At 41.0% G+C, this 14,781-nt stretch carries 12 protein-coding genes; 3 read left to right on the top strand and 9 right to left on the bottom strand.

Translation table 11 applies throughout. The features are described 5' to 3' along the window. Positions 1-143: 143 nt before the first annotated feature. The gene (locus H6G18_RS07360) at positions 144-344 is read left to right on the top strand and encodes a hypothetical protein (RefSeq protein WP_190406444.1); all 201 of its coding nucleotides are present in this window, start codon (positions 144-146) and stop codon (positions 342-344) included. Beyond that, a complete protein-coding gene (locus H6G18_RS07355) occupies positions 341-751 on the top strand; it encodes a type II toxin-antitoxin system VapC family toxin (protein WP_242040226.1) in 411 nt (136 codons plus the stop codon). Before H6G18_RS07360 ends, H6G18_RS07355 begins: the two co-directional genes overlap by 4 nt. A gap of 146 nt (positions 752-897) precedes the next feature. On the opposite strand, the gene H6G18_RS07350 is transcribed toward H6G18_RS07355, so the two are convergent. The 3 genes from H6G18_RS07350 to treZ all read right to left on the bottom strand — a co-directional run bounded on the left by H6G18_RS07350 (position 898) and on the right by treZ (position 7,283). Beyond that, on the bottom strand, positions 898-2,391 hold the full coding sequence (locus H6G18_RS07350) for a trehalase family glycosidase (RefSeq protein WP_190406442.1): 1,494 nt from the start codon (positions 2,389-2,391) through the stop codon (positions 898-900). A gap of 80 nt (positions 2,392-2,471) precedes the next feature. Continuing rightward, positions 2,472-5,240, bottom strand: coding sequence for a malto-oligosyltrehalose synthase (gene treY / locus H6G18_RS07345; RefSeq protein ID WP_190406441.1), 2,769 nt, complete (start codon positions 5,238-5,240; stop codon positions 2,472-2,474). A 222-nt stretch (positions 5,241-5,462) separates the two neighbouring features. Continuing rightward, positions 5,463-7,283 (bottom strand): malto-oligosyltrehalose trehalohydrolase, encoded by a 1,821-nt coding sequence (gene treZ / locus H6G18_RS07340; RefSeq protein ID WP_190406440.1) that lies wholly within the window; start codon positions 7,281-7,283, stop codon positions 5,463-5,465. Between the two features lie 375 nt (positions 7,284-7,658). Here treZ and H6G18_RS07335 point away from each other — a divergent pair, with 375 nt between their 5' ends. Beyond that, positions 7,659-9,587, top strand: a complete 1,929-nt coding sequence (locus tag H6G18_RS07335; RefSeq protein ID WP_190406439.1) for an alpha-amylase family glycosyl hydrolase — start codon at positions 7,659-7,661, stop codon at positions 9,585-9,587. A gap of 129 nt (positions 9,588-9,716) precedes the next feature. Here the strand turns inward: H6G18_RS07335 and vap15 are convergent, their stop codons facing one another. The 6 genes from vap15 to H6G18_RS07305 all read right to left on the bottom strand — a co-directional run bounded on the left by vap15 (position 9,717) and on the right by H6G18_RS07305 (position 14,509). Further along, positions 9,717-9,965, bottom strand: a complete 249-nt coding sequence (vap15, locus tag H6G18_RS07330) for a type II toxin-antitoxin system VapB15 family antitoxin (protein WP_190406438.1) — start codon at positions 9,963-9,965, stop codon at positions 9,717-9,719. 118 nt (positions 9,966-10,083) lie between these two features. Next, positions 10,084-10,455 (bottom strand): hypothetical protein, encoded by a 372-nt coding sequence (locus H6G18_RS07325; protein WP_190406437.1) that lies wholly within the window; start codon positions 10,453-10,455, stop codon positions 10,084-10,086. Between the two features lie 47 nt (positions 10,456-10,502). After that, positions 10,503-10,865, bottom strand: a complete 363-nt coding sequence (locus H6G18_RS07320) for a DUF4288 domain-containing protein (RefSeq protein ID WP_190406436.1) — start codon at positions 10,863-10,865, stop codon at positions 10,503-10,505. A 274-nt stretch (positions 10,866-11,139) separates the two neighbouring features. Continuing rightward, on the bottom strand, positions 11,140-11,328 hold the full coding sequence (locus tag H6G18_RS07315; RefSeq protein ID WP_190406435.1) for a hypothetical protein: 189 nt from the start codon (positions 11,326-11,328) through the stop codon (positions 11,140-11,142). 32 nt (positions 11,329-11,360) lie between these two features. Further along, positions 11,361-14,024 carry a tetratricopeptide repeat protein gene (locus tag H6G18_RS07310; protein WP_199311592.1) on the bottom strand — a complete coding sequence of 888 codons (2,664 nt, stop codon included), beginning with the start codon at positions 14,022-14,024 and terminating at the stop codon, positions 11,361-11,363. 47 nt (positions 14,025-14,071) lie between these two features. Beyond that, the gene (locus H6G18_RS07305; RefSeq protein ID WP_242040225.1) at positions 14,072-14,509 is read right to left on the bottom strand and encodes a hypothetical protein; all 438 of its coding nucleotides are present in this window, start codon (positions 14,507-14,509) and stop codon (positions 14,072-14,074) included. Positions 14,510-14,781: the final 272 nt, after the last annotated feature.

Genomic DNA, 14,781 nt, shown 5'->3' with positions numbered 1-14,781 from the left:
ATCGCCTATTTTAGCTCGATTAATACTTTGGGTATTAATGAGTATCTATCATTAAACAATAGTATGGTATTTATTATATTATTTAGGTGTAAAATAAAGGAGTTTATAGTACCACTAAGCTTAAAAATTAAAATACTTGATTTATGCTAATTCAAAAGATTGTTCAAGAATTGCAAGATATACCTGAAGATAAACTAGCAGAACTTTATAACCTAATTCATTATTTTCGACTAGGCTTAAGCCAGGAACGCACACAACCCCGCACCCCTGGTTTATTGAAAGGGCAACTTGGTGATGCTTTCTTTGAACCACTGCCAGAAGAAGAACTCCAGCAATGGGAATGAGCTACCTTCTTGACACCCATATCTTTCTATGGTGGCTATTTGACGATCCAAAACTCCACACTGACTACCGAGAAATCATTCGCAATCCAGTAAATCGCATCATTGTTAGCAGTGCTTCCGCTTGGGAAATTGCCACCAAATACCGCATCGGCAAACTACCCGAAGCCAAACAACTATTTGAACAGTATTCGCAAATACTGCATCAGGCTAAATTTATCGAACTTGCCATCACTACAGACCATGCTCTTAGAGCAGGAAGCTTACCAATTGCCCACCGAGATCCTTTTGACCGCATGATAATGGCTCAAGCTGAACTTGAAAGCTTGCCTGTTATCACCTATGACACAGCCTTCCAGACTGGACTGATTGAGGTGATTGGTGACTTTAACTCAGGTAAAAGTGAATAATTACGATGTGAATGGATTTAAGTTTCGTAGTGGGACATTTACGAGAAAAGTTACATTTGAACCGCAAAAACAAATAGATATAATTATTTTTCCTAGAGCGCTTTCCTCTAAAGTTTAGGCAAAAGTACCGATGAAATAAATTTTCTTTAAGGTACTAGATTAGCATGATCGGCTAATAGTTCTAAAATTACTCCGTTAGTCCAACCAAAGCCTATTTCGTTAGAACTATAACCAAAACAAATTTCGTCGGAAACTTGAGCAGAACAGCGTTCTACGTCGTATTTTTCTACGAAAAAGCCATACTGTGTAAACTCTTTAATGGCCATTGTTAGAAATTTATGAGCAATATCATCGCCCTCTGTGTGATATCCATATCGGTGAAGTCCTTTGACAGCGATTAATGTTAGTGGGGCCCAACCAAAAGGAGCGTCCCACTGATTTCCTGTAACATGAGTACTTGTAAAGATTCCCCCTGGTGCTGAAAATAAAGAAAGATTTTCGACGATGCGTTGGGCTTGTGCTGGGGATGCTAGTCCTGTCCAGAGGGGATAGAATGTGGTGGCAAATTCATAATGGCGACGTTTACCAGTGTGGAAGTTATAGTCTAGGTAAAGTCCTTTTGCTTCATCCCAAAGGTGTTGGTTTATACGTTCTTGGCGTAAAGTAGCGCGATCGCTCCATTGTTGTTTGAGTTCTTTGTTACCTAAAATATTGTAAATTTGGGCTAAGTCTTGTTCCACTTGATAAAGCAAGCTGTTAAGACAGACTGGTGCGTAGTGGATGATATCAACGCTGAAGGGGCCAAAGCGGTTGGTGATATCAAAACCAGACTCGCGCATGGAGCGATCGCCTTTGTAAAATAGGTCTGTTAGTTCGTCTTTTTCTTGGTCATAATACAAGCTCACATCATAGTCATCAATCTCAAATGTTCTGTAATATTGCTTGACACGTTCGTAGTGGCTGAGTCCTTCTTCATCTAGTTCGGAAAACAAGACTTCTGGTGCGGGGCCTTCACCTAAGGCATAGTATCGGGATAAACCTGTCGCCGGGTTAAGATGAGGTGGTACGACCCAGTAGTAGTAAAAATTTTCTAACAATGGCAAGGTTGACTTTAGCCATGCTTGGTCTTTGGTGTGGGAGAATAATGCCAACACCATCATACTCAAGACTGGGGGTTGCGATCGCGTCAGCATATATGTACGGTTGGCATTGAGGATTGTACCGTAATGCTGGACTTGGTAAAGTAGCTGGTCAACTTGACTTTGGGCTAGTTCCCATTCTTCATCCTGTAATAGTCCGAGTAAGATAAAGTAGCTGTCCCACCCATACATTTCATTAAAACGACCACCAGGGACGACATAAGGCCCTGGGAGATATAATAGCCCATGTGCTTGGATGTCTTCGACTTCGTTGGGTAAGGTGCGGATTTCTATCTGCTGCATTTCTTTTGCAGATAGCGATCGCTCTAATACAGTTTTGATGGTGTTACAGTCTTCCTGGGGGGAAATGTAGATGAGCCAGGGGGTGTTGGGTGGGTGTTCTAGTTTGGTGTCTTGGGCTGACTCTAGTAGATGTTCGTGGGAACGGGTGAGGGTTTTCCAGGTTTGTTTGATGTAAGTTCGGACGGTTTGTGTAATCAAGTCGCTTCTCTCCAATTCAAAATTCAAAATTAAAGACTATTAGTCGCGCTTTCTGACTCCCACTAATTGTTCGCGTAGGGTTATTCAGCAATTAGTAAGGCTACGGGGAAATGGGTAAGGATTTGGGCTATGGGTATGTTGTTTTGGGTTTGTATGGTTTGGTTGGTGAGGGGGTTGTACCAAGTTTTGGCGGGGAGTTTTAAGTGTGTATCTTGCCAGATTTCGCCTAGTGCAGGTTGTCCTGGGGGGATGAGGGTGGTGAGGAAGCGGGGGGCGATGGCGATTACTGTTTGATTGTTGTGTTGCCTGGCAAAGGCGATGATATGCTTGGCGTGGGTTCCGTGAACTTGTAGTGGTGAATATTCGCCGTCTTGGAATAATGATAGGTATTGTGTCCTGGCTTTAAGGGCTTGGTGTGTTAAAAACAGTTTGATTCTACCGTCGGTTTTGTGGGTCAGTAGTTGTGGAATTAAACCGAGAATATCTGTTTTGATTTGTGCTTGGATGTCGTTTAAGTAAGTGCGTCGCTGTTCAAAATCTACGGGACGACGGTTATCGGGGTCAACTAAGCTTAAATCCCAGAGTTCTGTTCCTTGGTAGAAGTCGGGTACACCAGGTGCGGCTATTTTGAGTAAAGTTTGGGAAAGGGAATTGTATATCCCGTAATCGGCGATTTTTTCTTGGAAAGGACGGAAGCTTTCTAAGAACTGCTTAGATAAATTGGGGTCAAGTATTTTCTCAATGAAAGAGGTACAAGCTTCTTCATACTCATTATCTGGACGCAACCATGCAGTGTGAACTTTTGCTTCCCGAATGGCTTTAATCATGTATTCTTGCACCCTCTGCACAAATGGGGCTTGTTCGTGTTCTGCAAAGGGAAATGCACCTACCAAGGTTTGATAGAGGAAATATTCATCGTTGCGATCGGGTTGATGATTGCTACGATGTGTTTGATTAAGTTGACTCCAGTTATTTACCTGTTCTTCCCACTCCTGGGGAATTTCCGACAACACATTTAACCTTGCTCGCATATCTTCGCCGCGCTTGGTGTCGTGGGTAGCTGTGGCGTTCATGGTGTAAGGCCAGTTGGCTTGGTGTTGTTGGTTAAAGTGATGAAATTGATCGACGCTGATACCGAAATGACTGGGATTTCCCCCCACTTCATTTAGAGATAAGAGACGGTTGTAAACATATAAGGTAGTGTCTTCTACACCTTTAGCCATGAGAGGGCCACTGTATTGCTGCATCCGCAAGACAAAATATATCCATTGTTCCCGTTCTGTTTGGGTGAGAGCATCATCAAATTCCAGCAACATGACCTTTTCAATAAAGTTCATTTCATGCTGTAACAGAGGTACTTGTTTTTTCGCCGTGTTAATTACTTTTTGAATGCAAGCTTTATCACTATCTCCAATTCCATCGGGAGTGATGTAGGTGCGGTAAATGGGAAAGAGAGTCAGAACTGCGGCGATCGCTCGTTTCAATCCATTCAATGTAAAATCATTACCATAGCGGTATTTACTGGATATATTCTTAAGCAAGCTTGCCAAATTATCCACATCACCTGCTAAATTCTTTTCTAAAATCAGGTGTTTTTTCTCATTTACTAGAGATGGGTAATCTACAGGTTTACCAATGAATTGATGATAAATCTGATCAAATGACTCATGATTATCAGATTGACAAAATACACCATTGACATAATTTAAAAAATCATATCCAGACGTACCTTGAATTTCCCAATTTTCTGGTAAATCCTCAGTAATTTCTAAAATTTTCTCAACAGTAATATAAACATCTCCCATCTTTTCCCGCAATCTTTCTAAATACTGCGTCGGCTGATAAAGTCCATCAATATGGTCGATTCTTAAGCCTGTAAATATTCCCTGTTCTACCAGCTTGTGAATTAAACTGTGGGTATTGTTAAACACGCGCAATTCTTCAACTTTCACAGAAATCAATTCATTCACAGTAAAGAAACGGCGATAGTTCATTTCTTCCGCCCCGACCTTCCAAAAAGCGAGGCGATAAAACTGGTCATTGAGTAATTCATCTAGTAAATTAAAACTCTCAGAATTACCTACTTCTCCATTGAATACTTGAATATTTTCTTCAATGAATTGATGTATCTCATCATTGGTAGTATAGAGTTCCCAAATCAACCCTTTAATAAAAGCAATTTGGTCTTGACGTTGTTTTCCCGCGACTTCCGAAGGAACACTTTTGAGAATATAGAGAATCCCCAAAAGTTTAATAAAATCAGGATGATTCCGTCCTAAAGTCCGCGTGAGTTTGCCGAGATTGTGAGTCAACAATTTTGTATAAGACTCTAAACGCAATGGTAACTTCAAACCGTAATAATTGACAGTTATCCCATGTTGTTCATATTGGAGTTGAATATCTCCATTTTCTAGAGACACACCATAAAAATCCCCCAACAAAGGAGCGAGAATCCGTTCCTGACTATTACCAAATGGTGAGTTCCAGCAAACATCAAAGTAGTCAGTATAGCTAGAATCTGGCCCATGTTCCAGAACATCCATTAAATAGAGATTCTCGTTGCTATAAGCCATGTGATTTGGGACAATATCCTGCAACCAACCAAGACTTAAAGACTGTAACTCACTCACCAAACCCTCAAACTCTGCTGTAGTTCCCAACTGCGGATTTAATTGAGTTGCATCTACCACATCATAACCATGTGTACTCCCACTTCTAGCCTTAAAAATAGGAGAAGCATACAAATCAGAAACACCTAAATCTGCAAGGTAAGATGCGATCGCTCTAGCATCCTCAAACCCAAACTGCGGGTTAAACTGAATCCTATAAGTTGCCTTTGGTATCCGCATAATTTATAACTCTCATTTAATAAACCTCAAAAACTCTCAGCGCCCCTCCGCGTTAAAAAAAAACTCCTAAACCTCCCTGACTTTTCACGGGATCTGGAAAACCCCTCTCCAAACCTCTCCCCTACAAGGAGAGAGGCTTTAATTTTTCCCCCTTCCCTCGCAGGGAAGGGGGTTAGGGGGTTAGGTTTTACGTTAGCTTTTCCACATAACGTGAAAAGTCAGCTAAACCTCCCCCTCATACAACACCAAACTAGTAGGCTGTAAAACAACCTCCTCCCCCACAGACAAATATTCTGAGGCTTGAGAACCAGAATCCAACAACTTCCGCGCACTCTGCTGAATTGGTAAAATCACCGTTACAGGCGACGAATTAAAATTCATCGCAAATATCACTTCCCTCGACTCGCACCAGCGCCGCACAATAACTACTTGCTGATCTTCATCACTAATTGCTTGAATACTGTTGCGATCGCTATTTTGCAATGCTGGATGGGTTTTGCGTAAATCAATTAACTGACGATACCAATCCCACAAAACCTTGTGCTGTCCTTGATGACGCAATTCCCAGTTGAGTTTACACTGCAAAAATGTCTCCGCAGATTCAGGGTCTGGTGGGTCTTCTGCATAGTGGAAGGCTGTAAACTCTTGCTTGCGTCCAGCACGCACAGCTTCAATTAAATCGGGGTCAGAGTGACTGACAAAATACATAAACGGTGCGGTTTCGCCGTATTCTTCACCCATAAATAACAAAGGTAAATAAGGCGATAGGAGTACAGCACCAGCCGCTAACTTTAAACCTGCAAAGGAAATGCGCTCACTTAAGCGTTCCCCTTTCATTTGATTCCCGATTTGGTCATGATTTTGGATACATACCGAAAACTGAGATAACGGGCGATCGCTACATGACATACCATGAAATCGCTTGCGGTGTGGAGCATAGCGCCAATCATAGACAAAAGTATCTTGGTAAGCCTTAGCTAAATCTGCACACTTACCAAAGTCTTGATAATAACCTTGGCGATCGCCTGTTAACAATGCGTGTAATGCGTGGTGAAAGTCATCACTCCACTGTGCATCAATTCCATAACCACCCAACTCTGGCGGACGAATGACCTGCGGATTATTCAAATCACTTTCCGCGATTAAATGACGCTTCCATGTTCCCCCTTGGGAAAAGTCATGTACAGCTTCCGCCAATTCCCATAAGAAATGCTTCGCACCCAAATCATAAATTGCTTGAATCGCATCCAACCGCAACCCATCGATGTGAAACTCTCCCAACCAATAAAGCGCATTTTGAATAAAATAATTCCGCACACCTTGACTATAGCCATCATCAAAATTCATGGCGTTGCCCCAAGGTGTCTTATATGTTTGGGTAAAATAGGGCGCAAACTGACCCATATAATTACCTTCCGGGCCAAAGTGGTTATAAACCACATCCAACACCACAGCAATACCATTTTCATGGCAAGCATTGACAAAACGCTTTAAATCTGAGGGACTACCATAAGAATTTTGTACAGCAAACGGATAAACACCGTCATAACCCCAATTACGGTATGCCAAAGCAGACTCAATATGAGTATCACCCGGAAATTGAGCGATCGGCATAATTTCAATAGCATTAATTCCTAATTCCCTCAGTTCTGGTAAACGGGGAATGATCGCATTAAAAGTCCCTTCAGGCGTGAATGTCCCCACATGGAGTTCGTAGAAAATTATCGATTCCAAGGGAACACCAGCCCATCCTGTATCTGTCCACTGGAACTGATGATCAACAACCTGAGATGCTCCATGAACCCCTTGGGGTTGAAACTGAGAAGCCGGGTCAGCAAAGGCTTCTTGGTCATTTAATCTATACCGATAAAGCGTTCCCGGATAGACATCGGCTACTTTTACCTGCCAATATCCATCTGCTATAGGTTTAAGCTGGACTTGCTGCTCTGGCTGGAGAATTTGCACCGCAACACTGTTTAATGTTGGAGACCAAACTGTAAACTCACACTCTCCGTTACCCAAGTAGTGAGCGCCAATTTTCACGCAGTATCCCCCCGTTAAATAATTTGTTTTGTGAAAGTTTGCCAACTGCAAATGTCATCAATTACACACTTTTTAGTCATGTACCAAATAGAATCATGGAGTGTCTTTAAGCTAATTTACTAGTGCCAAAAGGTATATTTATTAATAGTTAAAAGTAGTAGATTTAGCGAGTTACATATTTACAACTTCTGGCAAAACTTGCTGATATGGCTGCAAAACAGCTTTTAGCAAGCCTTTAAAACAACTGAACTGAAGATAGATGTTCAAAAAAAAATTTTGGCTAGATAATACCTATTGTTTAGATGAATACAGAAGTACAAAATTAGTATCTCTGTCTATACAAACTTTATATCGCATTAAAAATTGCATTTTATTATGGTACAAACACCGCCATCCCAATTTTCCGAAGAGCAGTACAAAGTTGAAAATGCCAATGCAGAGGTACAAGCTTTAATCGAAGCACCTACACCAGAAACGGAAATAGATTTAGAGTTTCTCTACACCAGAGATATTGAATTTCGTCAAGAAACTATTTACTTTTTGGTAGTAGACCGCTTTTATGATGGTGATCCTGAAAATAGCGAAGGTTATAACCCAGAACTTTATGACCCAAAAGGGGAAGATTGGGGTAAGTATTGGGGTGGTGACTTGCAAGGGGTCATCGATAAATTAGACTATTTAAAAGATATGGGAGTAACAGCAGTTTGGTTAACTCCTTTATTTGAGCAAGTAGAAGAATTATTTGTTGGCAATGCTGCCATGCACGGTTATTGGACAAAAGACTTTAAGCGACTAAATCCCCGCTACATTGCTCAAGGAGATAATCCTTCTCTAAACAATACTCAAGAAACTAGAAATACCACCTTTGACCGCCTCATTGAAGAATTACACAAGCGGAAAATGAAGCTAGTGTTAGATATTGTCTGCAACCATAGCAGTCCTGATACTAGTGGTAGTAAAGGTGAATTATATGACGATGGTATAAAAATTGCCGATTTCAATAATGATGTAAATCACTGGTATCACCATTATGGTGAAGTCCAAGATTGGGAAGACGATTGGCAAGTACAAAACTGTGAACTTGCTGGTTTAGCAACTTTTAATGAAAACAATACTGAATACCGTAACTATATCAAATTGGCTATTAAGCAATGGTTAGACCGTGGTGTAGATGCGTTGCGGGTAGATACAGTCAAACATATGCCAATTTGGTTTTGGCAAGAGTTCACTGGTGATATGTATAATCACAAACCAGATGTCTTCATCTTTGGTGAGTGGATTTACAGTCATCCTAGTGACGATCGCTCTGTGGAATTTGCCAACAATTCGGGCATGACCATGCTGGATTTTGGTCTATGTGTAGCCATTCGTGGCGCTTTAGCCCAAGGTGCAGAAGGGGGATTTCATCTCATTCAAGAGATCTTTGACCAAGATGATCGCTACAACGGGGCTACGGAGTTAATCACCTTCATTGATAACCATGATATGCCTCGTTTTCAATCCCTCAACCCCGACCCAGCGATGTTGAAGGTAGCGATCGCCCTCATTATGACATCACGCGGTATTCCTTGCATCTATTACGGCACAGAACAATATCTGCATAACGATACTGATGGCGGTAACGACCCATACAACCGCCCCATGATGGAAACTTGGGATACTGAAACTGAGATTTATCGATATATCCGATTATTGTCTGGTGTGCGGCGATTAAATCCTGCCATATCTATGGGTAGCCAGTGGCAAAAATACCTAACTCCTGATGTTTACTGTTATGTCCGCCGTTATCGTTCTTCTGTTTGCTTCGTCGCCCTCAACCGTGGCGGAGAAGTCACCTTACCAGAAGTCCAAACAGACCTACCAGAAGGTGAACATACCTGTGCAGTAACTCGGAATAAATTTGAGGTCAAAGACGGTAAAATTTACAACCTGCAACTCGAAGAACGGGGAGTCATCGTTTTCAGTCATGTAGGCGAACGAGTGAAAGCGCCAACAATTGTCCGCGCCCAACTCAATGGCGTACATACTCAACCAGGTGAAACCATCGTCGTTGTCGGTGACTGTCCAGAGTTGGGTAACTGGGATATTAGTAAAGCCTATCCCCTAGAGTACATCAACTCTAATACTTGGTTTGCCGAGATTCCCTTTGACGAAAGTGCAGGCAAACTCATTAGTTACAAGTATGCCTTATGGCGTGAAGGGCGATCGCCTCTGCGGGAAAATATCTTAAGTCGTCGCTGGGTGGTTGCCAAAGAAGGTACAGTTAAATGGCGTGATACCTGGGCATCTGGTAGAGAATCGTAATTTATCAGTTATCAGTTATCAGTCACCAGATGGCTGATAACTATCACTAATTGAATTGTTTCTTCAACCAAAAAATTCTGTAATTCTTTTAATTCCTTCCCAATCAGAAAGCTAATCCAAAGATTAGTATCAATAATTATCTTGATTGCTTTGTTTTCTGGCATAAATTTGAGAACGGAAGTTTTCTACTTCCTCTGTAATTTTCTCTAAAGATAATTCATCAGTTTGAAATATTTCTAGTAACTGGGTTAACTTCTGATTCAATGTTTCTTTTTCTAGCTCTTTGCTGAGTAACAGCTTTTCTGAATCAGACAGTTGTTTGACTAGAGTAATAATTTGTTCAAATGTCAAAGGTAGTTGATAGGTATTTTGTAACATAGCCTCAAATACTCTTTTATTCCTAATTATATGTTTATCATGATTTTTACAGATTATATGAATACAAAAAGATTCTTTTTTCTATATGGTTTCGGGTTGTATTTCATATCATCCATAATTACAGTTTAGCTGAATCAAATTCAATACCACGACGGGCAAAATATTTATCAATGTTAATCTGCACAAATAAATCCTTGAGTTCTTCGGCAATCTCTTGAGGTGGATTTCCTGATAAAGCTATGGCAATTAAACGTTCTGCTGCTGCAATTTCTCCACAATCAATTGCTAAAGTTGCGGCACTACGATGTAAGACTGAGCGTGTTGGTTCTGCTGCCAGATTATTGACAATTAATTCTGCTGCTAACCGTTCTTTTTCAAATGCTTGTTTAAAGAGTTGCAAAGCTAAAACAGAGTCGCCTTTGAGTTTAGCGACTTGTGCCATTTCAGCGAAATCCATTGCTTGTTTATGTAAATCTTGAATCTTATTCATTAAGATCGTGCACCCAGCGCCTCTGATTCTCGGTTAATCATAAAATCCTACAATTCGTCGTTAGATAATAAAGGTTCAAATGATTGGTAAGCCTGATAATTGCGGAAATGGCGGGCATATAAATCAATGCTATCCTCAGAAGAATCAAAGTCATCATATAAAACTGAGTTAACATCTACTACTTGTTGCAACGACCAAGTAATAGTTTCGCCATTTTCATTTGTATAACTGATACTTTCATTTTTACCGTGATTCACAGCCTTTACTTTTGCTTCTTCTAATGAAGTGGCTTTAATTAAAACAAAGCTTTCTTGGTACAAAGGTTGATAATCAGGTTTGTCTGACGATGATTTGTAGAGAATTATTGCTATGTAGAAAGATTCTTTTTTATTTAGGCTTTCAGTTTTCATGAGAAATCCTCCCCATTTATTTTTTGAATCTACCATCATTCAACAACTTCCAGGCTTTTTTACCGATAGCAGACTTATTTTTCTTGATATCTTCTAAATAAGAGTAGAGAAGCTCGCTGGGAAACTCACGCCTAATCGATGCTTTGCGGCACACACTAATAAAAGTATCAGCAAATAAACTTAAGTTGTCGTTGGCTTCACAACTATCTTCTGGTCTAAATTGGCTGATTAGGAAGGATTGCTGAGATGAGCTTGCATAGTTGTCATTATAGGTTCAAGTCTGGGAATGAGCAGCAATAGGTTGTACCAGCCATCCGATAGTTAACAAACAAACCTGTGGTTTTGGTAGATATTTGTGCAGCATATAGTGAGAAAATAGCTGAGTTATTATTTTTTCATAAATAGCGAACTGTTTTACCGCCGAAACCAAGAGCGAAGCCAACGCCACAAGCGACGCAACCATGCCCAAAATCCACGGCGAGAAGATATCAGTTTTCATGTTTTAAACTGGGAACGCATTAAACGCCATAAAAGAAGCAGAATCAGCCATATAAAAGCAAAAGGAAATGCTATCAGCCCAAAAATAACACACAAAATAAATTGCAACCGCCCACGTTGAGCGAAGTTTATTACTGATTTTAGCCATTGAGGATAAAGCATTGCTTCAAAAGGAATCCCAAGTTCTTGAAAAATCTGCTGGGCTTGATACAAGGCAGTAAATCCTTCTTGAATCCTGCCACACCGTTGATAAATATTGCCCAAATTCATTAAAGAAAGACCTTCGCCATAGCGATCGCCTACTTCCCTAAAAATTTCTAAAGATTGTTGGTAGAAATTAATTCCTTGTTGGTGATGTCCAAGTAAATTGTATGTATTTCCCAAACCAATTAAGGACTTACCTTCTCCATTACGATCAGCAATCTCCCTTTTGATTTCCAAAGACTCCTGGTGAAACTCAATCGCCTGTTGGTACTGTTTCAGAGAACCGTAAGCATTACCCAAACTTATTAAGGAATTACCTTCACCATTGCGATCGCCTATCTCTCGTGTGATTTTCAAAGACTGCTGATGGAACTCAATTGCTTGTTGGTACTGTCGTAGAGAACTGTACACATTGCCCAAACCGATTAAGGAATTACCTTCACCACTGCGATTGCCTATTTCTCTACAAATTTCCAAAGACTGGTGGTAGAACTCAATCGCCTGTTGGTACTGCCCCAGAACATGGTAAGCACCACCTAAATTGTGTAAGGAATTACCTTCACCCCTGCGATCGCCTATTTCTCCACAAATTTCCAAAGACTGGTGGTAGAACTCAATCGCCTGTTGGTACTGCCCTAGGCAGTAATAAGCACTACCAAAATTGTGTAAGGAATCACCTTCACCACTGCGATCGCCTGTCTCTCTAAAGATTTCCAAAGACTGCTGATGGAATTCAATTGCCTGTTGGTACTGTCCCAGGGAACAGTAAGCATTACCTAAACAATTTAAAGAACTACCTTCACCATTGCGATTACCTGTCTCTCTAAAGATTTCCAAAGACTGCTGATGGAATTCAATCGCCTGTTGGTACTGTCCCAGGGAACGGTAAGAACTGCCTAAATTTCCCAAGGAAATACCTTCACCATTGCGCTCGCCTATCTCCCTTTTGATTTCCAAAGACTGCTGGTGGAACTTAATTGCCTGTTGGTACTGCCCCAGAGAGTTGTAAGCATTACCCAAATTGCCTAAGGAAACAGCTTCGCCATTGCGCTCGCCTATCTCCCTTGATATTTCCAAAGACTGCTGGTGGAACTCAATCGCCCGTTGGTACTCTCCCAGGGAAAAGTAAGCATTACCTAATGAGGTGAGAGAAGCGTTATATTTCCAATTTTTTCTCTCGCCAATTCCCTCCCATTTACTGACCAACTGCCCATATAATTCCACTTTGTCATTGTAATAACCCCGCAAGCTCAAAAAATCATCGCAAACCCAAATGTTATCAAAGGCAGAGTTATAATCTTTTAACTGATAAAAGTGATCAAAGATTTCCAAGTATTCTTTAACATCGTCTTTTGTTGTCCAAGGTGGTTGTTTAGCAATTGAGCGATAATAATCAATAGCTCGTTGATGCGCCTGTGTCTGATTGCCAGCTTTATACCGCACATACTCCAAAACCACAGACTGAAACTCAAATCGCCGCTTACCATTGAGTTTTTCTACCAACAAAGAACGCTTCACCAGATTCCGCAATTCTCCCTCAATCTCTGGTTCTGCATTTTCCGGCAACATAGCCACGGCTGCTGCACTGTCAACCGCACCACGATACACACTAATATTCAGCAATAACGCCTTTTGTAACTCACTCAATCTATTAAAACTGGCATCCAACACCAAAACCATCCCGACATTTTCCCGGCGATGGATACCTACCACTTGGGAATCTGTTAACAACTGCTGTAAATTACCCAAGCCTAAATCTGCTAATCTGCTTAAATCCGGGTCTTGTGAATATTCTTCCTTTAATAAGTCTGCTACTAATCTCAAAAGTAGGGGATGCCCATCTACTAATTCGACAAACTCCCCTAAATCCCCTTTAATACCCAATTCTGTTAGTAGTGCTACCCCTTCATCTACTTGTAAACCTTTCAAGAGTAGCCACTCAAAGCCTTTTAATTCCGGTCTTTCCCTGGTGGTGACTAACACCTTACTATTACTACCAGATTCCACCCATGTTTGGAAAAAGTCGCCGTAAAATAAACTTCCCCACTGTCTATCAGGTTGTAATAAGCTTTCCAGGTTGTCAATAATCAGTAAAAATTGCCCAGAACGCAAGCACCTAACTAACGCCTCTACTAACTGCACTTCTTTTTCTGGTACAGGAAAGCCGAATTGTGTTAATACTTGTCTGGCTAAATCGCTAAAACTTGCCCCATTACTGACATCAGCCCAAAATCGCTTAGGGAAACCTGCAATTTCATCATAAATCTTCGTCGCCAGCGTTGATTTACCTGTACCACCGATGCCTTCTATACCAATTAAAAAGGTATTGTTATCAGTTAACCATTGCTGTATTTGCTCAATTTCTGTGGTTCTTCCTTGCCAGTAAGCCAAACTTTTACCTGGATTCCCCGCTTTGAGAACCCCCGGCGATTCTGCCTTGGTACTGCTTTCTATCAACTCGACTATTTCTTGCTGTGCAGTACCATAAACAGCAATATAGTTAGTTACTTTGGGCTGTTGATATTTCTGGTCAAGTTATAGGTTGAGTTATCAACGCCACCTGCTTTATTAATCTGTATACTTTCATCATAAGCTTGAGCATTGAGATTAACGGAGCGATCATCAGATTTTGTTGCTTGCAAAATTTTGGCTATTTCCTCAGCCAGTGTTGTATCTACATCCAAAATCTTCTTGAGTTGCACTTGCAGAACAGTTTGTAAATTTTTGTCCTCTGGATTCTCTGCTAAATCTCCAACCGCTTCTTTGGCGGCTTCTTTCGCCTCTACTTTAGGATGTAGCTTACCCCAAATAGTCTTGGCTTTATCCCAACCATCTGCACCGGCTTGTTGATATGCACCTTCTGCAACTTTACTACCCACATTTAGCAGAGATGGCAGATAGGGTGCAAGAAATGTAACGATTGATGCGATATCTATCATCATGAGAACTTATACAATACGCTTGTAACTATTTGGTAGGATTTTACCGTATTTACTTAAGTGTGAAAAGGAATATAACGGTTTGTAGTTGAGTCAAATACAGACCTAACCCCCAGCCCCTTCCCTATAAGGGAAGGGGAGTAATACTCAAAGCCTCTCTCCTTGTAGGCTACGGTGTACACACAAGTCCAAGTAAAGTAATAACAGAAGGAGTTGTGGGGAGTAAAAGGTGGTGGAAAATCCAATCAGAATACACGCGCAAGCAGTAGGGGGAA

It is taken from the genome of Anabaena subtropica FACHB-260 (assembly GCF_014697105.1).
In the GTDB taxonomy this organism is placed as follows: Bacteria; Cyanobacteriota; Cyanobacteriia; order Cyanobacteriales; family Nostocaceae; genus Trichormus; species Trichormus subtropicus.
This window is presented reverse-complemented; position numbering and strand designations above follow the sequence as displayed.